Origin of the sequence: Kordia sp. (assembly GCF_965283645.1) — a bacterium.
Taxonomy (GTDB): Bacteria; Bacteroidota; Bacteroidia; order Flavobacteriales; family Flavobacteriaceae; genus Kordia.
In genome coordinates, this window is record NZ_CBDIPG010000001.1 from 1,238,480 (window position 1) to 1,262,608 (window position 24,129).

General features: G+C 27.9%; 19 protein-coding genes. 11 read left to right on the forward strand and 8 right to left on the reverse strand.

Annotation, left to right across the window (positions count from 1 at the left end):
- Positions 1 to 73: 73 nt before the first annotated feature.
- A complete protein-coding gene (locus ACQ654_RS05260; protein WP_430409277.1) occupies positions 74 to 3,058 on the reverse strand; it encodes a type I restriction enzyme HsdR N-terminal domain-containing protein in 2,985 nt (994 codons plus the stop codon).
- A 391-nt stretch (positions 3,059 to 3,449) separates the two neighbouring features.
- Here ACQ654_RS05260 and ACQ654_RS05265 point away from each other — a divergent pair, with 391 nt between their 5' ends.
- The 7 genes from ACQ654_RS05265 to ACQ654_RS05295 all read left to right on the forward strand — a co-directional run bounded on the left by ACQ654_RS05265 (position 3,450) and on the right by ACQ654_RS05295 (position 8,568).
- The gene (locus ACQ654_RS05265) at positions 3,450 to 4,928 is read left to right on the forward strand and encodes a hypothetical protein (protein ID WP_430409278.1); all 1,479 of its coding nucleotides are present in this window, start codon (positions 3,450 to 3,452) and stop codon (positions 4,926 to 4,928) included.
- A gap of 84 nt (positions 4,929 to 5,012) precedes the next feature.
- Positions 5,013 to 5,555 (forward strand): hypothetical protein, encoded by a 543-nt coding sequence (locus tag ACQ654_RS05270; protein ID WP_430409279.1) that lies wholly within the window; start codon positions 5,013 to 5,015, stop codon positions 5,553 to 5,555.
- An 11-nt stretch (positions 5,556 to 5,566) separates the two neighbouring features.
- A complete protein-coding gene (locus ACQ654_RS05275; protein ID WP_430409280.1) occupies positions 5,567 to 5,836 on the forward strand; it encodes a hypothetical protein in 270 nt (89 codons plus the stop codon).
- A gap of 19 nt (positions 5,837 to 5,855) precedes the next feature.
- Positions 5,856 to 6,698 (forward strand): hypothetical protein, encoded by an 843-nt coding sequence (locus ACQ654_RS05280; RefSeq protein WP_430409281.1) that lies wholly within the window; start codon positions 5,856 to 5,858, stop codon positions 6,696 to 6,698.
- Positions 6,691 to 7,251 (forward strand): ATP-binding protein, encoded by a 561-nt coding sequence (locus ACQ654_RS05285; RefSeq protein WP_430409282.1) that lies wholly within the window; start codon positions 6,691 to 6,693, stop codon positions 7,249 to 7,251. Before ACQ654_RS05280 ends, ACQ654_RS05285 begins: the two co-directional genes overlap by 8 nt.
- Positions 7,238 to 7,981 (forward strand): HAD family hydrolase, encoded by a 744-nt coding sequence (locus tag ACQ654_RS05290; RefSeq protein ID WP_430409283.1) that lies wholly within the window; start codon positions 7,238 to 7,240, stop codon positions 7,979 to 7,981. The genes ACQ654_RS05285 and ACQ654_RS05290 overlap by 14 nt, the downstream gene beginning before the upstream one ends.
- The gene (locus tag ACQ654_RS05295; RefSeq protein ID WP_430409284.1) at positions 7,978 to 8,568 is read left to right on the forward strand and encodes a uracil phosphoribosyltransferase; all 591 of its coding nucleotides are present in this window, start codon (positions 7,978 to 7,980) and stop codon (positions 8,566 to 8,568) included. Before ACQ654_RS05290 ends, ACQ654_RS05295 begins: the two co-directional genes overlap by 4 nt.
- 25 nt (positions 8,569 to 8,593) lie before the next feature.
- Here ACQ654_RS05295 and ACQ654_RS05300 read toward each other — a convergent pair whose 3' ends face one another.
- The 6 genes from ACQ654_RS05300 to ACQ654_RS05325 form a co-directional block, all read right to left on the reverse strand.
- Entirely contained in the window at positions 8,594 to 10,297 is a 1,704-nt protein-coding gene (locus ACQ654_RS05300) for a hypothetical protein (RefSeq protein WP_430409285.1), read from the reverse strand.
- 37 nt (positions 10,298 to 10,334) lie between these two features.
- The gene (locus ACQ654_RS05305; protein WP_430409286.1) at positions 10,335 to 11,462 is read right to left on the reverse strand and encodes an HNH endonuclease; all 1,128 of its coding nucleotides are present in this window, start codon (positions 11,460 to 11,462) and stop codon (positions 10,335 to 10,337) included.
- Positions 11,463 to 11,679: 217 nt separating this feature from the next.
- Complete coding sequence (locus ACQ654_RS05310; RefSeq protein WP_430409287.1) at positions 11,680 to 15,261, reverse strand: immunoglobulin domain-containing protein; 3,582 nt, start codon at positions 15,259 to 15,261, stop codon at positions 11,680 to 11,682.
- A 572-nt stretch (positions 15,262 to 15,833) separates the two neighbouring features.
- On the reverse strand, positions 15,834 to 16,328 hold the full coding sequence (locus tag ACQ654_RS05315) for a hypothetical protein (RefSeq protein ID WP_430409288.1): 495 nt from the start codon (positions 16,326 to 16,328) through the stop codon (positions 15,834 to 15,836).
- Positions 16,329 to 16,331: 3 nt separating this feature from the next.
- Entirely contained in the window at positions 16,332 to 16,835 is a 504-nt protein-coding gene (locus ACQ654_RS05320; protein ID WP_430409289.1) for a hypothetical protein, read from the reverse strand.
- The gene (locus ACQ654_RS05325; RefSeq protein ID WP_430409290.1) at positions 16,828 to 20,904 is read right to left on the reverse strand and encodes a hypothetical protein; all 4,077 of its coding nucleotides are present in this window, start codon (positions 20,902 to 20,904) and stop codon (positions 16,828 to 16,830) included. The genes ACQ654_RS05320 and ACQ654_RS05325 overlap by 8 nt, the downstream gene beginning before the upstream one ends.
- A 339-nt stretch (positions 20,905 to 21,243) precedes the next feature.
- On the opposite strand from ACQ654_RS05325, the gene ACQ654_RS05330 reads away from it, so the two are divergent.
- Both ACQ654_RS05330 and ACQ654_RS05335 read left to right on the forward strand, forming a co-directional pair.
- Positions 21,244 to 22,575 carry a tyrosine-type recombinase/integrase gene (locus tag ACQ654_RS05330; protein WP_430409291.1) on the forward strand — a complete coding sequence of 444 codons (1,332 nt, stop codon included), beginning with the start codon at positions 21,244 to 21,246 and terminating at the stop codon, positions 22,573 to 22,575.
- 174 nt (positions 22,576 to 22,749) lie between these two features.
- The gene (locus tag ACQ654_RS05335) at positions 22,750 to 22,947 is read left to right on the forward strand and encodes a hypothetical protein (RefSeq protein ID WP_430409292.1); all 198 of its coding nucleotides are present in this window, start codon (positions 22,750 to 22,752) and stop codon (positions 22,945 to 22,947) included.
- A gap of 7 nt (positions 22,948 to 22,954) precedes the next feature.
- Here ACQ654_RS05335 and ACQ654_RS05340 read toward each other — a convergent pair whose 3' ends face one another.
- A complete protein-coding gene (locus tag ACQ654_RS05340) occupies positions 22,955 to 23,368 on the reverse strand; it encodes a helix-turn-helix domain-containing protein (RefSeq protein WP_430409293.1) in 414 nt (137 codons plus the stop codon).
- Between the two features lie 198 nt (positions 23,369 to 23,566).
- Between ACQ654_RS05340 and ACQ654_RS05345 the strand changes: the two genes are divergently transcribed.
- The gene (locus ACQ654_RS05345; protein ID WP_430409294.1) at positions 23,567 to 23,743 is read left to right on the forward strand and encodes a hypothetical protein; all 177 of its coding nucleotides are present in this window, start codon (positions 23,567 to 23,569) and stop codon (positions 23,741 to 23,743) included.
- Positions 23,744 to 23,754: 11 nt separating this feature from the next.
- Positions 23,755 to 23,922 carry a hypothetical protein gene (locus tag ACQ654_RS05350; RefSeq protein ID WP_430409295.1) on the forward strand — a complete coding sequence of 56 codons (168 nt, stop codon included), beginning with the start codon at positions 23,755 to 23,757 and terminating at the stop codon, positions 23,920 to 23,922.
- Positions 23,923 to 24,129 lie beyond the last annotated feature (207 nt).

Genomic DNA, 24,129 nt, shown 5'->3' on the forward strand with positions numbered 1-24,129 from the left:
ACACTTGTTGTTTTTATGAGAACTAATTTACAAAATTTAAAAATACAGATAAAATAACTTACGTAAAATTTATCTAACACCATACGTCATTTTCTTTAAACAAATCTCTAATATCATCTTCAAGAAATTTATATATCCAATTTCTTAAAACACAAAACTCATCAACTTTTGAAGGACTGGAATGTTGAATGGTTTTGATAGGATATTTAATGTAGTCATCGTTGATATGTAAAAAAATATCTAATGAAAAATGTTGTAAACTATGGAGATTTTCTTTATCAAAGGCTTCCTTAGATTGAGTAGAATCTTTAAAATAGACTTCTAGTTTCCCTTTACGAGAAGCTCTGTATCCAAAAGTACCCCACTTTAAAATATCGGTATCTTTCATATAACAAAAATACTCATGTGGAATTTCATTATAGAATAGAAAATCTTTTTTCAAAAGCGGAAAATTATATTCAATAAATTCCTTATAACATTGTTCTAAATACTTAAAGAAATTTATAATATATAATTTACCCTGATTTTCACTGTATTGAATCATTCTTGAAAAATAATGATTTTCTTCTCTATTCTGTTCTACAAAATGTCTAGCATATTCTACTAATTTATCAGGATAAGGAAAGTAATGACTATCAATTTCCTTATATCCCATTTCTAATAAAATATGCACATACTTCTCTAATTCATCAAAAATAGAGTAACCATTCAGCTCATTAAGTTCTATAGAATCCGTCATGCCTTGCAGTATTTGCTCTACCATTTCTGGAATCAAATTTTCATCGATCTTTTTTCTCCTAAGGTATCTAGTAATTTTATACTTACTGATTTTAAATTTTAACTCTATTAGATTTATTGGATAGATTAAATCAAATCTAGGTAGGTCATAGTCATTAATATCAAATTTATAACCGAGTCTTTTGTGATTGTAGTAAAGGATAGTTGAAACTTTTTCCAATAATAAAATAGCTGATTTATTACATACTAACTTACCCTTCTCAATTATTTCTCTTAACTGCTCAAAAATATTATTTTTTAAAATTTCACTTTGATCTAAAATTAATAAACCATTATCACTTCCATAAACGGTAGTCACTCCTTTTTTCAGCAGAGAGTTTTCTTCAAATCTTTTTTCAAAAGGATCGCGTAAATCATCATGTATCACTTTAGTATCAGATTCTTTAGCCAATGGAAAAAGTGCATACCCACCTTTACCAATCAAGTCATTAGGAATAACAATTCCAATACTTCCTTTAGTTTCAGGATTGAACTTATCCTTAAAGGCTTTAAAATTTTCCTCTAAATAGGCATTGTAGGCAATCACATACTGTAATGCTTTATCTTTTTTATATTGTATTAAAATATTTCGATGTGAATATTCTGCATTTTTGATATAAAAGTCAATAGCACTTTCTCCAATGTGATTTTCGTAAAACTCATGAAGTATATTATAAAACTTGTCATCATTTAATTTTTCAAGTTTGTATGAATGATAACAAATGATATAATCACGTATTTTAGAATAATAAAATGAGATATTATATGAGTCCTCATTATTCGATTTTATAAGAATATTTCTTCCAAATAATTCTTCTGGTATGTTTTCATCCAATGAAAAATCTAATTCGTCTAATATATTTCCGATTTCTACTCCTTCATCTTTAAAAGTTTCAAGCGAAGAATATTTATAATTCATTATTATTTTCCCAATCTTAGAAAGAATTCTTAATCCCATTTGCTCTCCTAAACTTGTTTTCTGAAAAGATTGCTTTAAATATTTCTTTATTAATTGTGTATCATCTATTTTTTGTGGAACTTCTTTTTTACTGTAAACTTCACTAAATATTCGTAAAAAGAAGCCATTTTTAAGTTTATTTAATATCTCAATAGATAATTCTCCTTTAAATCCAAAAGTATTTTTATATAATGGCAAAATGTTATTTACTTCTTGGTTATTAAAGTCATCTAATAAAAAACCTGGAGAATTTTTCAAAGAAGTTATATCATTATGAAACTTTTTCAATTCATCCCACAAATAAGTTTTGCTTCCGTTTATATCAAGAAATTTTGACCATATATTCGATTTACAACTAATACAGATTTTCAGCTTATTCAGCTTACTGACTGAATATGCCATTTCACTTAATTCATGGACTAAATTAATATCAGTACATTCATCTATTCCATCAATAAAGATTAAAATTTCTTTGTCTGAAAAACTTCCTAATTCATTAAGCTTTTTTAAAATGATATCACTTTCATTTCTAGCAGAAAAAAACAAATTTAAGTCTGTTAAAATATAATGATTTGGAGATTTTGTCAGTAAAGCTGCATTATAAAAAAACACGAAATGATTTTCTAAACTTTCAAAAGCTAATGAACACATTGAGCTCGTTTTTCCAACACCAGCAACACCAACTAAACCAAAAACTGAAGCTTCTGAGTTTAAGAATCTATTAAATTCTGCTTTGAGAATTTGTCTTTCTGCATGAAGTTCTTTTACAAATTTTGAATGAGAATTTTTAAAACCACCCACTATTGATCCCATCCTATCTCTAACTTGAGATTCACAAAAAGTTTTTAAATTTTCCTTTGAAAAAGAAATGAAACTCTTTAGTGCTTCATAACGAATCTGTAATTCTTCATCAGTAGAAAGTGTACAATTATTTTTCCAAAAAGATGATGATTGTGAAATATTAGTATCTGTAAGTTCTTCTTCTGTGATAGTATCAAATACTTTTGTATTTTTTCCATTTGTAACTACTACAAAAGGAGCTATATTTCCTTTTAATGCCCTAGCATACGAAATACCTTGATCTCTATCATCATCAGTTATAGAAATAGAATCATTTTTTAATTCAATGATGAATAAGTTCTTTCCATTTCTTTTACATAAAAGATCAGACCTACCTTTAATGAATGTTTTCTTTATTTCTGTTGATCTACCTAACTTTATAGAAAAATCTTTCTCTAAATCAATCTCAGAAATATCAAATCCTAAATCTTTTAAAAAAGGTAATAGTAATTTTCCTCTAATATCTTCTTCGTTGTATAACATGCAATAAATTTCTCACTTTCAATATTAATCTAAAATAGTTAAATAAAAAAATACTTATTAAAATCCCATATTACTAACTTTGTGTACTACACAAAATTTCACAAATGATTTTCCAACTTCCCTTTGTAGCTTAGTATTTGAAATAACTAAGGAAATAGAAAAGTAAAAAGATCATAGCAACTTAATAATAGAACTTTTTTTGTCGCATTAAACAATTTTAATTGCATCAATCAAAAAATAAAAAACCCAATGTTTTAAGGGCTTTATAAACGTTTATTCATGCTCGCTCAAAAAAATATTATTGTTTTAATTGTCCGAGTGACAAAAGTTGACAAATGATTTTTGAATTCTGCTTTTTAGCTTAGTGTTTTAAACATTAACTCTTAAAATTATGAATGTACAAGTAACACACAATACGGCTAAAAAAGGAATTGAAATTTTATTCTCTAATACTGTTGAAAAAGAATTGGTCGATTTTTTACAAAAGTTAGGTTTTAAGCATCTTTTTAATAATACTTTAAAATGGTATGCAGACTATCATCCTGCGTATGTAAACTTTGCTTACGATTTACAAAAAGCAATAGAAAATGATACAGACTGGAAACTTATTGATATAAATCCATCATTTCAAATATCATTTACCAATATTGAACATTTAAAGTTTTGTATTGCCGAAATAAATATGAAAGTTGGGCAACAAATCATACAACTCAATTATATCATTTTTGAAAACTACAAAAGAGTAGCCAACGTGATTGCTGAACGCTTTGCTTATGGAAACTTTGGAAATATCGTTGAATCTATTACCATTTTACCCCGAAATTATAAACATAGAGCAAAAGTTTTATATTATCGAAAGAGAATTATACATGCTAAAGAAAATGCGGCTCAATCAATAAAATTTGAAAATTTTAATTCGCTTCATGAAAGAGAGATATTAAAGCTTCATAAGCATATCCATTTTTTTAATGTCGCAATTGATAAATTGGTGCTCTTTATAGAATATAAAGATGAAGCTACTAAAAAGATCATCAAATTATTAGTTGACGAGCTAGAAAGAGGCAAACACATTATCTATAAAGATCAACTTCAAGCATATTTTTCAAAATTAACAAGATTGTATTTCAATTGTTATAAAAAACTAGATATGGAGACTAGAGATATTATTGAAATCATTTTTCATCCCTTAAAAGAATTTTTAGATACATCAAAAGAATTTAAAACTATAATTACAACGCTTGATTATTATGATTCTATGATACCTAATGTAATCGTCCCTAGTTTTGGTATTGATATTTTCAATAAAGGTTTTGTAGGACCGCAAGACTTATATGTTCTAAAAGATTTTTACCCTAATTTCTTTTTATTTGATTCAAAGAAAGTTGACAATATTGAGGCATTAAACGCATTAGAAATATATCAAATTTCTCAGTTTGAAGAGCCTAGTCGCCAAATAAAAGTCCCAGATTTTAAGATTGCTAATCAATGGGAGAATTATGCTTTGCTTCTTCTGGAACAGTTAGGTTTTCCGATAGATTTGGAATATCCTTACGTCTATTTATATGATGTAAATTACCGAATATCTACCCTAAAAGACATACTCCCTGATGAATATTCATTTAATAAATACCATACTGTTATTCAAAATTATAGACCGTTAGGAAATTTACAAAAAGGAATTGAAATTATCAATGATCTTATTGGGTGTAGATCTGAAAACTTCTATACTGAAAAGCATAATTTTGAAAATGTTTATTTTAACGAAAATCAATATACCGAAGCAAAGAATAGGCATACCACTAGCGTTATTAAAAAGTTGGAGAATTCTAAGAGTATTATTGAGTCTTATATTGAAAAAATATCATTTTAATTACGTTATTCAACATGATGAGGTTTCCCGTAAGGAATTATTATTCAACTTTTCTAAATTGAAGAAATTTAAAATCAATAAATTATGAAAAAAATATTAATGATTTTAGCTTTTCTATTTTTTTTGAGTTGTGCAACAATCCCTAAAAATGCTTCCGTACTGAGTTCCTCAGTAACTCAAGGTATAGAAAGATTACAATCTGAAAATGAAAAGGTTATTAAGGCATTAGCAGATGTTGAAAGAGCGATACTCGATGAGAGTTGGGACAGTATTTATAATAAAATTGAGGCTAAATATCGTACAAAAAATAATATCGCAAACGGAACTAGCCTTACTAGAGACCAAACAATAGATATTGCTACTGGTGCTGCTGCTGTTCGAGAAGAATTATTACTAACAATAGCTACTAAAGAAAGAACCCTGATCTTAAAATCAAAAGAAAATTCACAAGAAGTAATAAATATAAATAAAGAAGTTCAAAATTATTTGCTATCTCTTGAGAAATACGATGAGGCAACTACTCAAGTAAATGCATTAACTAAAAAAATTATTGGTATTGATCCTTCGCAAGTATTAGGAACAGTAAACGATAATATACAAACGTCAATAGACAATTTCTTTAATTAAAAAACAATACTATGCCATCATTTTCATCAAGAAGACAAAGAATGCAACATATAATAAATGAAGTTGCAGAAGAATATAAACAAGCATCTTACTGGCTACCTTTCGATGCATTAGAAATAAAAGATGTTTTTCAAGCAGAAGAATTGGAATTATTTAAGCAGTTTATTAATGAAATTCAGGAAAGCACCAATGAGAATGAAAGAAAAACTAAACTAATAAATAATATAAATCAATATAGTGGAGTTATTTTAAAAGCATTAGAGTTATCGAAAATCATATAAAGTTGAAAGTTACCATTATATGAAATTGAATACTTCAAAAATTCAAGGGTTACGATATAATGATATTGAAAAGTATTTCTATATAAAAGAGTTAGAAGTTTCTATAACTTCAAAATGTCATTTGCGTTGTGATAATTGTGGATTCTACATCCCTGAACAACCATATCCTGCAATGACAAAAGATATAGTTTCCGAAATTACTTTTGGACTCTCGCAATTAGCACGATTAAATATACAAATTGGCAGTTTAGCAATTCTTGGTGGCGAACCTAGTTCCAATTCAAACCTATTAACAGAAAGTTTAAAAGCATGTGCTCAATTTGAAAACATTAATCAAATAGAGGTTGTTTCACATGGATTGACACCGCAATTTATAAACAAAGAAGCATTCAAATATATTGATAAACTGACCATTAGTGTCTATTTCGATAATCAAGAGTTACGAACACTTTGGAAGCAATATATCAAAAAAGTAGCACCAAATACAGAATTAAGTTTGCGTGTAGATAAAGAATGGGATCAATGGATTAGTAAAGAAATTGTGAATGATGAAAAAGCCCAAGAAATGTTTACAAATTGCTGGTATCGAAAACATTGTGTGACGCTTGAAAGACAGCGATTATTCATGTGTTCCAGGATTCCAAAACTAGCCAATGATAATGAAGGAATACGAATCACGGAACAAACAACTATTGAAGATATAGAAAAATACCTCAATCAAGAAACCTTCACAGCTTCATGCATAACATGTACTCCTATGATGGGGCTCAAAAAGGTAAAAGCTGGACAACAACCCGATGATCGTATACAAAAAATGATTCCAAAAGCTATCACCTACTTAACAACTGCATTACATGAATAAGTTGAAACGAATTGGATTATATGGCATCAGCGGAACAGGAAAAACGACGTTACTACAAGAACTAAAAAAGCAATGTCTTGATACTATTTGTTTAGAAGGTTCTTCGCTTTTATTAGAAACTGCAAACATATCACTTCCAGAATTTAAGAAACTTTCGGATACCCAAAAATACAAACTAAGAGAAAATGCAATGATTGCGGCTCATGCGATTCAAGAAACTACACAAAAACATATCATTATAGATGGACATTTAGTATTTGCGAAAAGCACAAATGAATTTGAAAATGTAATGACCGCAAAAGATGCAGCATTTTATACTCACTACCTCTATTTAAAATTACCTATTGCAATTATTTACGAACGCTTACAAAATGATACAACTCGAAAACGAAACTATACAAAAGAAGCTCTTGAAAATTGGATGAATTACGAGTGGAATGCTTTGCAAATATTCTGTACTACTCAAAATCTTCCTTTAAATATAATAGAGACGACTAATAAACAAACCACGGTAGATTTTATTTGTAATTATCTAAAAAATGAATCTATATAAAATGACTTCTCAAGAAAATACAGCGAAGCTTACTGCATACATGCAAAAGTTCCTAACTCAAGATGAAGCGACTACATATATGATTATTGATGGCGACAGAACATTGATTCCTGTTGATAGTACACGCCATTTTTTTCAACTTTTACAATTGGATTTTAATGTGCTAAAAAGTATTTTTCAAGAACATGGCTATTCGTTTGAAGCTTTCTATAAAGTTGCAACATTTTATTCTACAATTAATTCCCAAACGTATCAAAATACATGTGCAAAAAGCGCAAAATCGGTAAGTATCTATCCTGAATTTTTAACTTTCATAGACAATTTGCCACAGAATGTAAAATGTATAGTGGTAACTTCTGGATTGAGAGAAATTTGGGGAAATATTCTTCAAAATCATCAATTAGATAACGTATCATTAATTGGCGGAAACTACTTTCCAAAAGATACATTTGTTATTGATCCGAATGCAAAGAAGTTAATTGTAAATCTGCTGAAAAACAAAGGTAAAAACGTCTCTGCTTTTGGAGATTCATTGATCGATTTTGAAATGCTTAAAGAAGCTGATCGTTCTTTTTTGATTGTCAATGAGAAGCAAAATAAAGATATCATTCCTTTTGTAAGCGAAATACAGCAATTGCAACAAATATCATTTACAGAATTTGAACATAAAAATATTCCTAAAACAAAATTAACTACCATTTTGCAAGAAATCTTAACAGCGGCAACATGAATTTTACACATTTCACAGAAAAAAAAGCAGCTCAATTGCTCGCTACACAATCAAGAAGAGCGGATATTAATGCAATAACACTTTGCGATATTCATGTTGAAATGGGAAAATTTATTGCGTACGAAATGCTAGAAGAATTTGAACTTACCACAATTGACATTCAACATGTACAAGGTATAAAATCAGGCGTTGACATTGCAAACAAAGACAAAATTGTAATCTTACCACTAATGCGTGCTGGTTTATATGCAGCTGAAGGGATTCGTAGTGTTTTTGTAGACAGTCATTTTATTGTAGCTGATGAAATTACAAAAACCACATACGATTTCACAAACCAAACAATTATTATTGTAGATGCTGTTATTAATACTGGGAAAAGTATTGAAAATGTACTTCATACATTATTAGCTTTTAATGTAAATAAGATCATTGTGGTTACACTTATTCTACAAAAAGAAGCATTGCAACTTATTAGAAAATATCCAACAATATCCTTTTATGCGCTACGAATCTCGGAAAACAAATATGTTGGCACTAAAGGAACTGATACAGGAAATCGATTGTTTAATACAAAAAAAAATATTTAAAATAAACTTAATCTGCACAATTAAATCAATTGATATACAAACTATCTGAGAACTTTTTCATATCATCAAAGTTACTCCAAGTAATTGTTCCACCAAGACTGATTTCTCCTATACCTTGTCTTAAATCAGTTGTATTCCTGATTAACTGATAAAGAGATATTGGATTTTGATAATTGTTATATTGACTATAATTTATTAATCTTTTCGCAATAGGAGCAACTCCTGTACTATAATATGAAATTGGATTATCTTGGAAAATTGCTTTTGCCCCTGGTTTTGAAGAAAAAATTATTGGATTTTTGTTAGTTCTATACTGAAATCTATTTCCGATTTCGCTTAAAACATTTGATATTTCAGACATTTCATCGGTTATAAAATCTTCATTTCCATAATAAATTAAATTCGTTCCATCTTCAGAACCTAATGTCATACTTACTCTTTGTAATGCTTTTTGCATTTCAGCATTAGGGTAACATGCATCAAGAAATAATGTAAAAGGAATTCCAGTCATTTCAAAACTATTGTATAATGTTTCAGTTAAAAGTAAACCATCACCAGAAGAACTTGTATTAGGTGTGATATTTTCAATAGCTCTTTCAGCAAAATCTTTATTCAAATTTCCCTGTAGTAAAACAATTTCTCCATTTGGCAATGATACCCCATGACCAACATAATATATCAATAAATAATCTACTGGATTGTTTAACATCTCCATTGTTAAATCTATTGTCCAATCCAGAAGCTCATCATCAGTCAGTTCATCATCTTCCGAACTATGAAGGCTTTTTATAAATTTAGGGGCATATTTATTTAATATATCTTTTACAAGATCAGCACTCTGTTTAGCCTCTGGAGCATCTAAAGAAGCCATATTCTTAAAGTGCCCCGATGCAATAGTAATTAAACCCCAATTCTTTTTCTCATTTTTTTTAGATATTTTATCACTATTTTTAGATTCGATAGCTTCTAATTCATCTACAGTAATTGGAGTCAATATAGGTTTTATATCATCGATAGATAAATTATTTATTACGAAATCAATCAATAATGCCTCATAAGCAATTATTACAGGTTCAGTTAATTTAAAGGATATTGATTTCTCCTTCTTTAAGGAACTCTTAATTTCTATTTTTGGCATCTTTTTCGATAATTCTTTAACATCTTCATTAAAATCATTTAGTAGATCAATGCCTTTCTCATCCTTCGCAGAAATTACATAACTTACGATTCCACTGTATGCTTTATAAATTATAATTGGTTGCTTTTTTTCATTGATAGCTCCTATGACATCTTTACTTTCAGAAACAATTTCTTTCAATCGATTAATTGGTAATTCAGAAACTTGACCTTCGTCAATTTTAATTAAGACCTTAAAATGTTGACTATTTGAAAAAACACTTTCCATAATCCCACTAGATGGATTGCTAGTAATTTTAGAAAAATCATTTATTTCTCCCATGACAGAGAAGGTTTTACCTTTTATTAAATCGGAATCACTATGGTCATTTAAATTATATATCAAGTAAGAATTATTATATGGTAATAATACTGAACCAGGTACTCTTGAACCTGAAGGTGGCAAATTCAAAATAAGATTGTCTGGACTAATATTTAATATTGAAGAAAGTGAATCCTTTAGGTCTTTTTTAAAGAAAAATCTCGGTAAAATAAAAACTAAAATAATTGAAACGATTATCAATGTTAATGCAATAATTATTTTTTTCTTCATAATTGTTGAATTTTATTAAACGTAGTTAAACACACTTTTAGTTAATATTTTTTATATTATTTCTATGAGCAATAAATGGCATCATTCTTTCCATTAACTTGTTAATCATCGAGTTTAAGACTTTCTCATCAATAACAGTACCTTCTGGTAATAGCCCTAAAGAATTATCAATAGCATTTGAGATAATCTTATGTATTTGATGTTTATCTTGTTGCTTGTTGGCAATAGTCAATATTCTTGCGTAGCGTTTTTTTACTTTCTCAAATGGTTTAGCATCTTTATTTGTAAAAAGGTCAGTTAGTCCAGCCCTAGATAACCTTATATGAGTTCTTTTTTTAGTAACTTCGTAATTATGAACATTAAAAATGTAGTCATTGTCAATATCAACTCCATCATATGATTCATTTAAATATATGATAAAACTATGTAAATTAAACAACTCCACATAAGCATATAAAATCTTTTCTTTTGAATCTCCTACGATCTTTAAAACATGAGAAACTTCATCCTTAGCTGGAGTATAAATATCTTTATCTGGATAATGCATCCAAACTATATCAAGTTCTATATTACCCTCTAAATACGGTAATAAATGCTTAATATATGCTCTACTACCTCCTTGATGAATATAAAAATTAATTGCGGTTTTTGTTATTGATTTAAAAACATCATTACCGCCAATATGAGAATTTATCTCAAAAGAATCATTTATATAAAATCTTCTTTCTTCAGCTGCATCAAGTATTTTTTCAACTTCAATCGTAGGATATTTTCTTTTTAGACCTATTAGGGTTTTCTTTAATTCTTTTCGATTTTTAGCATCAATCATTAATCTTGATTTAGTACTATCTTCTGGAATTATTTTATAATTGGTTTTTGCTTGAACTGGAGAACCTCCATATTCAAGATAGTATTTTTCTCCTGTAGAGGTACGTGTTGTGCTTATTGGTTGTGGAATTCCATCATGTCTTTTTATCATTAATAAATTTGCAATATCATTAGTAGTCTTAGCTAATTCGCAATCAAATTTATCCCCAAATATTGAATTACACTTTTTACACAAAAGACTTTTAGACTTTAATCTACCACCACACGCATTAAGTATAATATGTTCTTCCGAAACATTTTTATCATTAATAATGTCTTCACATCTATAACATTTCATTATTCTATATAGGATTTTTTATGGGTGAGATACTATCCTTTTTTAAGTGGTTTTCAGTATCGAATTTTATTTCTTGCTTTATTAGTGACTTTTTAGGTGTTTGGTTAGGTTTTGAAATATTCAAAATACTTTAAGTTAATAATGTTATAGCTGAACCAATTATAATAAAGTTACTATTGTTTTTGGTACCATTTAATATATAATGAATTATATTAATCTATTCTTTAAGCATTTTAAACACCTTGTAACTGTCCTTGAAAATAACCTTTACATAATATAAGCTTGATTTTAAATTTTTTACATCTAAAATTATCGAGCCATTATCATTAGTTTTTTCATTAAAGAATGAAGAAACTAGTTGCCCGATACTATTAAAAATTAAAACTTTTGCTTTTTCATTTGAAAATGAATCGAGTTTTATTGTGAATTTACCATTGTTTGGATTTGGATATAATGTCAAATCATTTATTGAGTTAGCTATATCAAAATCAGAAACTGATAATGTAGACAAATCTGGCATAACTACATTTGATTCATAGACTATAACAGGAGTAGATATTGAATAACCTAAATAAGATGCATTTAAATTTGTTGCTCCGAGGTTATTCCCTTTAAGGAAGTTGGATTGAAACTGCTCAGCTATATTAACGTCAGTTATATTTAGCTGAACATTAGATAAATCACTTATAAGTTTTCTGTCTCCATTGCTGTAAATTGCATTAATTGAAATAGGTGCTATAAAATCATCTTGTATGTGAATTTCATCATTAAGAAACTCAATTCCAGTAACAGTTATATTAGAATTAACACCAATTGTTATTATTTCATAATCTACTAGTCCGTTGTCATTAAAACCTAATGCTAACAAACTAATTTTTTCGTAAGTATCATTTGAAATTGTATATTGAGTATTTACTTGTGTACTTTGGAATTCCTGTTTAAAGTAGTTATCGTTTAAAGGATCTATTGCATAAAATAAAATTCTATTAATACCATTAATAGAAGTTATATTAACATTTACATCTTCACCAACATTGAAATAAGTGTTTTCATTTGGTGAATTAATGAAGATAGAATTAGGTATTAATTCATTATCATTCTCTATTGCTACATTATCTATAGAACTTGGTCGATAATTAGCATTAATACTAGCTGGTGAGAATCCATTTTGTTCAAAATAACTTGAAGAAGGATCTTGTTGTAATAAGAATCTAACGTGATTAATAACTTCAGATTCTTCTTGAGCTCCTATGTGTTGTATTTGCTCATTCATTAGTTGTGTAGCATTTCCAGTTAGCCCACCCCTTTGTGACTCAGATGAGACAATGTAGTCATGTGAGTCTCCATCAAATAAATTATCTGTAAAGTCGTTTTCATCCGTATTGAGTTCTGGAGCAAGTATTTCAGCAATTGAATTTAAGAAATATCCTTGTGTAGATGTAAAATTCTTGATAGTGGTAACAGTATGTGAGGGTACTGTATTATTAGTTAATGATGAAGGAGAGTTAATTTCATTCATTCTATCACTATTAATAGCCAAATCATAAACTGCCCCATCAGTTAATGATGGATCACAATTGAAGATATAACCACTATTTAAAATCATATTTATATCGGACATCAAAGAACCAATATTTGGATTAAAAGCTAGATTTCCAAGAGGAGATCCAGAATGAGGAGAATTTAATGTAATAAATTTATTAACGTTATCTCTGTAATCATTTGATTGAATATAAATTCTAGAAAGTATTCCTCCCATACTATGACTTACTATGTCTACTTTACCAGAAGAAAAATTATGCATTCTACATTTATCTAATAGAGAAATAATGTTGTTGGGTACAACCCAGCTATTTTCATTAAAACTATTTCCTGCATTCATACAATAATTTACTTTTTTTGTTAATGTTGAATTATAACCTACATTAAATAAATGATTTTCCATTTCTTCAAAACCATAGGCATCACCCCATAACCCATGAACCATTAGAACAGGTGTTTTATATATTCTTAATGGAATGGTTAATAAAATATTACTTGAATTATTCATGTCATAAATTTCAATACTTCGACTACTATTATAATCTGCCGAATTGAGAAATGTTGTTGGATGTGTATAAAGAGCAGTAATAGTGTTGTTAGTGTTATTAATGTTGATATCAGAATCCAAAAAATCCCCGTATTCTGAGATAGCAGAATTATCTGGAACAATCTTAAAACCTATATTTTCATTCATAATACTTGAATTATTAACAAAAATAAACCTAGTACTTTTAGTTCCATCAGCACATACTTTTATATAATTAGGACTATCATTTGAGTTGCCAGACCAAAGTGTCTTATCATTTGGAAAAGTACTGTTAGTTGTTTCGATAGTTAATTCGGATGGAGGGTTATTAGAAATAGTTAACATCGCAGAATTACTAACAATAAAATTATTACCATCACAATTAGTCATATAGCAAGAGAATAAATCTCCATTATCCGAAAGATCCAATGCAGGAGTTGTATAGTTGCTATTGGTTGCCCCTGAAATATTTATTCCATTTTTTCTCCATTGATAAGTTATAGGAGTAGTTCCAGTTGTGGAAACTGAAAATGTTGCAGTTTCTCCAATAGTTCTTGTTTGATCTTGGGGGTTTTGTGAAATATCAACACCATTACAACTATTTGTTACTGTAACTGTTGCAATATTACTATTTATGGAGCCATCACAATTCGTTACTTCACATTGATACGAATTACCATCATCGGAAAGATCCAACTGAGAAGTTGTATAAATATTATTAGTCGCTCCCGAAATATTGCTCCCATTTCTTTTCCATTGATATGTTATTGGAGCAGTACCATTTGCAGAAACTAAAAAAGTTGCTGAATTTCCAGAAGATACAGATTGATCACCTGGTTGTTGAGTTATTATTATTTCATCACAACCAGAAGTGTCGTTCTCAACAACAATATTCATGCATAAAGTATTATTACTGTAATTAGTTTCTTGACTATGATTATCTATTGTAACACAATATTGATAAGTGCCTGGGTTTGTAAAAACATAATTACTTTCTTGTTCTTGCTCTATTTCATTTTGAGAAAGAGGTAATTCACTATTATTTATTTGATCATCATCTATTTCAACACCATCAATGTAATAATGAATTGTAACGTCTGAAGTCACATCAGCTTCCCCAAGATTTATGATTTCTGTTTCTAAATCAACATTTTCTCCAACAATTGCATTCACAGGATCTGTACTTAAACTATAAACAGATAAATCAGCACTCGAAGAAGGTGTCTCATCAGTGATTTTTATTTTAAAACTAACTGTGGGTGATTCACTACCATCATAATGATATATTCTTAGATGGTATATTCCATCATTATTACTTCCTGGACCATTTATACCCGTTCCAAACGTTTCCGATCCTCCATACCCGTTATCATCTGCATAATTGTCTGCATTACTATTAGTATTTGGGTAATAAGAAAAAGAACAGTTAGACTTGAAAGCTACGACAGGATTGAAATTATTACTAACATCATAAATTTCAATTTTTCTAGCATAATAACCTGATGGTATTTGAAATCTAAACCAAAAGCCTTTAACACTATTTCCTCCAACACTATTACCTTGAATTGGTTGACCATAAGTAAACTGACTAGTATTTAAATTATTAATTGAATATTCAGTATCAACTTGTAATATTGAAGAGGATGCAGAACATGAATCTGCTGGAGTTTGTCCATGAACTTTCAGTTGAACTAATGAGATTAAAACAAGAATTAATAATTTTATTTTCATGCTAGTAGTTGTTATTGCATTGATATATTGATGAAAATCATATTTTTAAGAAAAATAAATATAGTGAATAAAGTTTAGTATTTCATAAAGTAAAGAATAAACCTTCATTTTAAAGAAAGAATAGCTTCCCATTATTCCATATTGAAAAATTAAATAGCCTTAAAATAACTTTATAGAAAAATATAGGTTTACGGATAAAAATGTGATACAGACAACAAAATTAGGAAACCTTACTAAAAATTGCCAAAGCGTTAGATGTTGACATTAGCGAACTATTTAACGCAACAAAACATAATCCTAGCAAATATGAATATGATGTGATTACGCATGAAGTTTCAAAACTACCAAATCATGAGGTTTTCATAAATGACAAAGCAAAAGAGAATTGGGAATTAGTTTCAGTAACTCAATTTACGGATACAGACAATGTATCTTATTTTCGATTTTACTTTAAGAAGGAGGTTTAAACACAAGCTTCAAGAGTATAGATTTTTCTACGTTAAATAATTAAATGTCCTCTTTTATAATTATTACAGTTGTGATTGAAATCTTACTATCAAAATTAACAGTCTCTAATGCTTGTGAGACTTTTGAATATATACAGCGTATATCATTAAAATTACCAAAAATACTCCATAGGAGATGAGTGATTTTAAATCTGGCTTTGAATCTTTTGTATAAAAAAATATCTTCTCGATAGATTTTATAATAACATAAGAAATTATTGATGATAAAAATAAGGATTTAGTCAAATGGATTGAATCCGTAATTGCTTTTTTATCTACACCTCTCGGAATTCCTTTATCTATTAATTTATGTCTTAAATCAAATTTATAATAATTATAGAAGCCTATTAATATGAAAATTGGAATTAGATAAAGAAATATATGCTCTGCAATCTCTAAAATTTTCAACTTATTAGTGCTTTCGTCACTTACTAATATTTCGCAGAAAATCTTATATCCAGCATATATAGTTACAACAGCTATAGTACTGAAAAAAAAGATTCTTATAAGATAATCTACCCAAACCTTACTTTCAAATTTTATAATATCAACCCACTTCATCTTTTATATTTTTTCAATTATTCTTGAGACTCTATATATTAACTCATTTTTAATATTTGATATACTATTATATTTAGAAATAAAAGAATATTTATTTTCATCAATGTTTATTTCTCCTGCATATGTATCAGTAGAAATAATTATATAATGTTTGTGAGCTTCTGTTTTTGTATTTTTATCTAAATACTCTAAAAACTTAATACCTAAGCGATCTTCAAGATTAATAAGATTTATATCTACTATGTAAATATTAACACCTTCATATACATCAATTATTTCTTTAAAAAAATCATTTATATGAGACGCTCCACTCGAATATTTTTTTTCAAACGTTTCTTGAATGTAATGCCAATCAGTCCCATAACTATTTACTTCAAAATAATTTTCTCCTTTAGAATCTATATTTGGATATATATTCATACCTCCTTCTTTATTCAAGCTAAAAATATAGTTTAAAATTATTTCAAAATCTGATTGCGTGTCTTCTAAAATCAATATGTTAATCATTAAATATAATTTTTATACTAGTTTCATAATATTCTAAATGTTTAAAATTTTCTTTGGGATAGGAAAATTTAATCTCTTTAATTTCATGTACATTATTATTTGTTCTTAAAAATTCATTATAGTTGTCAATTATTTTTTCACACATTATTCTCCCTTCTTTCTTACTAACATTTTTCGTATTTAGTACTTTATGATGTGCAATTTTATTTTTAAATAAAAAATTAATACTATTTACATCTGAAATAATATATATTTCTATTTGGCTTGGAATATTTTCTGTGTACTGCTTAATATTAATTAATAATTGAGGAATTATTACATTATAAACTATATCTGGAATTATAAATTCATTTACTTTATTATATATATAATAATGTCTAAACTCTCGCTTCCCAAGACATTTGGAACGAAAAACTGTTTTTATTAAAATATCAATTTCTTTCCTCGTTTTTAAACCCTCTCCTAATATATACTTACTATCATAAGCTGCTACTTGACTTCTAATTGCATTTAACGTGATGTTAAACTCTAGTTTATTATTATCTGAATTTTCACTGCTATAAAGCAGATCAAGATTGTTATAATATGTCCCTAATTGATGTCTTAATACTTTTTGATACCTAACCTTTGATTTGTTTTGTATTACCTCTATGAAAGCTGTATTGTTAAATTGTTTTTGTAAATACTCTAAAATATATTTTTTTATAGCTAGTATCAGTCTGAATTTTTCATTACTGAAAAAATCTAAAAAATTTTTGAATGACAGTTTAGATTTTGTTGTAAACATTAATACAGCCTTTCCTTTATGTTCATAGTTCGCTGCAATATCCTCATCAAGCAGATCTGTGAGTTTGATCGCCATGAACATTGATGAATCATTTAACAAGTATGGATATGACTCATTCCTTTCTGTTAGCATGTCATTATTTAATAATTCATCAATTGTATGCTTTTCATCATTTACATCAAAATAATTTTCTTCAAAGGCAATCCACTTTTTATGAGTTTTAATTCCAGCTATAAAAGACTGAAGTCTTCCTTTTGAACTTTCTGTGTAAAGTCCTTTAATAAATTTTAAAACAAATCCTTTTTCGTCTAAAATTGTAGATTCTAACCAAAAGTTTTCAGAGGATGATAAACAATAATAAATTTGAGCTTTGTTATGATGAGATTCTAACTCTCCATAATCATAAAACAAACCTACTTGGAGATCATTATCTTTTTTTGATGAAAAAATTAATTTGATATCAATCAATAAACCACTTAAAGCATCATTAAATTTTTTTGTGCTATTATAGTCTACTTTTGATGATTTTAATTTGTCTATCAATATTACCATCTGTGCATAAGCATCTATAATTTCATTTATTTTATCCTTATCATTAGATTCCCTTTTTAATAAATTGAATCTTGAATTAGCGACAAACTTTCTAATATTTATAATCGCTGGATCTTTTTTATTCTGTTGATTGAAATAGTATTTTTTATAGTATGGGAAAACTTTTTTCCTTTCCCCTTCTTTGTAATTTCCTTTGTTTAGATGCAATGAAATTAAATCATGAATAAAATTAAGATTTTCAGCTTTTACAGCTCCTGTAAAATGAAAATAAGGGTTCATGATAAGATTAACTAATTTCGGCATATCATAATCTTCTTCTTCTTTGAAAATTAATCCATTGGGCAACACGTCTTCATCATTTATTATTTTTTCGAGATATAATGTTCGACTTGGCTCTTGATGAATTAAGTCTTTATAACAGGTAAGTAAGAAGTCAAAATAAGTTACTAATTGATTACGTTTGTACTCAATATTATTTATGCTCTTCAAGTGATAGTCAAAACTAATTTTTCCATTTTTAAGATCTTCATCTAGTTTTATTTTGGTCTTTGAATATAATTTCAATAATCTAGATTCATTATCATAATTGTAATAATCCTTAATTGACAAGAAAAATGTTTTTGAAAGTATATAATTACTTCCCAAGTCGACGTTTCGTTTTACGTAAAATTTAAGGTTTCGGAATACATTAAACGATTTGATTGAGTTATCAGGCAGGTCCAAATGAATTTTTTCAAGCTCTCTCAAACAATAAGAGAATATTTCATCTTTAATTCCTTTGTAATATTGGAATGGTTGTCTTGATAGCAACTTAATTAGACTATCTCTTATTATATCTTTCTCAATATTTAATTTTCTCTCGTTAGACATATTATGTTCTTTCGATACTAGAAAATTTTCAGCTATTTCTTTTGATTCTTGATCTATAATTTTAATTAAATCAATAAGCGAGAAACGACTTTCATTTTTAGGTGATAAATTTTCAGAAAAAAAATCTGAAAGATGTGAACTAACCCTATCTGAAAGATACAATCTTAGCAAGCTATGATTCGCCTTATGAAAATAAGGCTCATAAATTTTAATTAATTTTTCATCATATTTATTTTCAATACTGCCAAACGGAAAATATTTAATTTGCTCTTCATTTGAATACTCCTTATTAATTTCTGGCAACTTTATGAATTGATTCTTTTTAATCTCTTCGATTATTCTAAGTGAAACATAATCTAAATGACTATTTCTTAAAATTTTTTTTAAATCATTTAATTTTTTATTGAGGGGGTTCTCTATGTGGAAAGATGAAAGTATAGGTACGTTTAAGTTCCTGTAAATTATGAACCTACTTTCTGGGTTTTCAATTATTGGAGAGTTTATTTTTTTAATTATTTCACTTTTAATGAAATAATTGCTTCTGTCTATCAAAGTCCATATAAAATCAAAACCATGTCTATTAATTACTGTTTCATTTCTGTCAGTTAATCTGTAATGCTTTATATAATCACTTAATAGTTTAAAAGTTTTAGCCCCAGCAATTACATCTTCATAAAAAATAATAAGACTTGAATTTGAGTAAATTCTTTCTTTATTAAGGTTCATAAATGTTTCAATGCTCTCATAAGATGGATTAAACCTCAATATTTGTATGTTTATATATTGAAAATCTTTATCCAAACTAAAATCTTCAAGAAAATTAGAGCTTTTACCTCCATCACTAGTAATGAATACTATTTTTTTTATATTCGAGTCTAAAACTTTTTTGAAAATTTCTTTAAAATAATCCAAGATATCATCTCTATTTTCTTTATAAAATTCGTTTCCTCTTATATAGCTCAAATATTGACTCTCTCTTGCCGACAAATTAACATAAACCTGATATTTGTTTAAAAAATCATTTCCTTCAAAAATATTAGAAGAATTACTATTTTCATTTGCATCAAAAAATGGCAAACTAAATATTTGATTAGGAAAATCAAGGTAAGGATGTGATAAAATTAATGGTTGAGCATTTTCAAACCAATTTTCTTTTGGGTAGCAGTATTGACAAGATTCTGCTATTTGTAATTTTGAATATAATCTAATTAATACATTGGAAGAATAATTAGTAGAGTTACTTAAATCTCCAATAATAACTCCTTCAGTGTTAATTTCACTCCAATTATAGTTTTTATATAAATTACTAGCTTCTTTGTATGCGTGATCGAAATTATTCAATTGTAGGGTAGAGTTACCAAGTGCTTTCAAATCAGTATCAAATACTGTAAATAAATTATAAAAAGTAGTTATAACCTTTTTTCCATAAGCTTCTCCTCTAGAGTGTATCCACTTTTTTAATTTGAAATAGGTGGCAAAAGTACATGAAATAGGTAATACAATTATTATTTTATCTTTTGGTTTCGGAATGAATTGCCAACTAAAGCCTTCTTCTCCATTTTCTATAATTCCATAATTAATGTTCGATAACTTACTCGTTATATAGTTCAGGCAAAGTCCAGTATAATTTAAATACCCTATAAAAGTTATATTAGAATCATGATTATTAGCTTTTAATTTTTTAATAAAAAAATTACAGAGAGATTCACATTTGGATTTGTCTTGTAAAAATCTTTCTACATAATAATATGTATTACTATGTAAATTAGAACTGATACGAAAGTGTATATCTTGAAGTTTATAGGCACCATCGTAAACCGATTTATTTATTTCTTGATATATCTTATCATATTCGTTCATAGGAATAACTAATTATCAAATGACAATATAATTATTATGAATTATTAAATTTTACGGTTTTCCTCAATCGTATTTTTCAGAAGACAAAAGTCATAAATAAAAATACTATATTTGAATATTATTAATCATAAAATGATGAAAATCTAAACGCATATACAAACGCATATAGATTGTCTATTATAAGCAGGGCTAAGAAAATCTAATCAACTGATAATCAGTTGTTATTTTTTCACTCATTGAGTTCATAACCCGGAGGTCACGAGTTCAATTCTCGTTCTCGCTACAGATAGATAAAGTCAATGTTTATACGGTTTTCCACTTTTGGAAAACCGTTTTTTTATGACTACATTCGACCTAATTTTAACAAACGAGTATGTAAACGAGTATATTTCTATGGCAAAAAAGATGTATTCAGAGCCAAAAATATATGATGCTAAAGGTGATCTTACCAAGCGTTGGTACGTATATTTCTACTACAGAAACCCCGAAGATGGTAAAATGAAAAGGCAAAAACCAATCTTCAAAGGCGCAAATAGGTTTAAAACTAGAGCTGAACGCATAGAAGTTTTAAATACATACCGCAAAGCATTACTTAATTTATTGAAAGATGGGTTTTCTCCTTACGAGAATAATCAACAAACAAAAGAGCGCTTAGAAAAAATTAGAGGACCAAAAAATGTCATAGAAAAAGTTCCACAAGTTCCCGTTACAACTACAGAGACTCCTTACACTATAAAAAATGCACTAGCTTTTGCATTAAAACAACGTGAACCAGATTGGGCAAAAAAGACAGCAGGTTCAATGAAAGGTCATTATGATAGATTCATTGAATGGTTAGCGGAAAAAGATTTGTTACACAAAGATATCAGTGAATTACAGAGAAATCACATTACGTCATTTCTAAATCAACTTAAAACAAAACCAAAGAATAAGGCGCAGAAATCAAAACCTTTAGCACCTAAGACAAAGAACAACTACAGAGCTACATTATCATCTTTATTCTCAATATTGGAAAATGATGATATTATTCCAAATAATTTTATAGGGAAAGTAAAACCCAAGAAAAGTACCCCAAAGAAAAATAAGCCTTTTTCAAATAAACAGGTAAAAGAAATTCGTGAGCATTTAAATATACATGATCCATATCTAAGGGTATTTATTCAATTTATGTCCTATGCTTTTTTAAGAAATAAAGAAGTTTGTAACATTCGTATTAAAGATATAGATCTTGATTCTAAACGAATTTTCATAGGCACTAAAGTTGAAGCACAAACCGCTATTCCTATCATAAAAGAATTAGAAGATATTATTCGCGCAATGAATATTGAAAAATATGATCGTAATGACTTTTTAATTACTCGTTTTGGTCATCCTGCTGCTTGGAATACAGAAGCTGATAATAAATCTGGCTACTTTTCTAAACGTTTCAATACTAATGTAAGAGAACCGCTTAAATTAGATATGGAACATACGTTGTACTCCTTTAGACATTCAGCAGCTATAAATATTTTTAAATCGCTTAGAGATACTGGAATGCCACACGATCAAATCCTTTTCCGTCTAATGTCAATTACTAGACATAAATCTATTGCAGGTCTTAAAAATTACTTACGTGATATTGGAGCTACATTGCCCGAAGATTATGGAGATATTTATACGATTGAATTTTAAGTATACAATATGGCATAAATATTGACGTTAGTTTTTAACACAATTTTTTTACGGTTTTCCGTAAAGGCGAAAAACTTTGTTTTAATTTTGTATATCCACATAGTTTAAAAGATAGCTTCCCCAAGCTGATTTCATAAAAATATAAGTGATCATCATATGATCGCCCTGTAAAATATGGAAGAAAGCGAAAAAGCGAAAAAACAAAAACTTCAAGAATTAGAAGCAATTACTAGAGTTAAAAATAAAATAGAGATCAAAGAACTCTTAGAAAAGATAGGTGATTATAATGTATCCTTAGATGATTATATTGAAGCTACTAATACTGAGGTGTCTTTTAAAATATCAATCAAAGACAATAATGAAGAAGATTGATGGTTTATTATTTGTTTAAATCTACAAGCTTTTCCATACTTACACTATCCCCTTCTTTGGCTAATAATACCATTTTTAAAGTTTCTATATATATAAAGTCCTTAAATGCCTGTTCCTCAAACAAAGCATCTCTATTCTCTCTTATTTCAAGGGCTAGTTTTTTAATATAGTTCTTATCCTTTTTATCTAAAATATCTTCATCCGCACTAATTACAACGCCAGCTTCCAAAACTTCATTATTGGTTTGCATTAACGCTTTTGCTAATGAAATGATAGCATCTTTTGTGTTTTTTCTTGGATTTTGAGTATCACCATTTAAAACCGAATAAAGTGATCCCTTGCTTAACCCCGAATGGTTGGCTAATTGTTGAGCAGTAACTCCTTTCTTATTCAAATACTCTAAAGCTATTTTATAGTCCATTGCAAAGAAATGTTAAATAAAGAACAAAAGTTCTTTATTTGTTCTTTTTGTTCTAAATAAATTATATATTCGTTCTAATTGTTCTAATAAAGAAATTATAAACGTCACAAATATATGTTTTTTAAAACAAATCTTGATAAAACTAAGTTAAATCTTACATCTACTAGCATTTTATAATAGACTATTCCTATAAATTATTTGAAAGCAGCAACGGCATATAATGTAATTCAAGCCTTATCGAAAGATGAGTTACCGAAGCTATATAAAATGTTAGGAGTGCAACAACCAAAACAAAAAAGAACTCCTAAGAAAAATAAGTTAGTAACTCTTGAGCAAGCAACGGACGATATTTTGGCGATGTATATAACGAATTAAAGTATTTATAAATGGCAACAAAAAGAAGATTAAAAGTAAGATTAAGTATTTATAATCATTTAAGGGATTATAAAGGATTTGGAAAACTCACTAACGGTATGTTGCGTGATGAGTTTTGTGTATTGTCGCAAGGACAAGTGGTAAGTTATAATGAATTAGAAAGAGCCATAAGAGGATGAATTTAATTCATCAAAAGTGAATTTCAGAGACGCACTAATGTTGCGTCTTTGAGTATTCACATAAAAAATAAAATATGTTAATAGAACAAATACATATACCAAAAGCTAGTACAATTTTCGATAGTAGGAATGTCGTTCTATGCAATTGTTCCACTAATGAAGTTGTTGCCTTTCTTGAATTGATAACTATTCCTGCATTTAAAGATA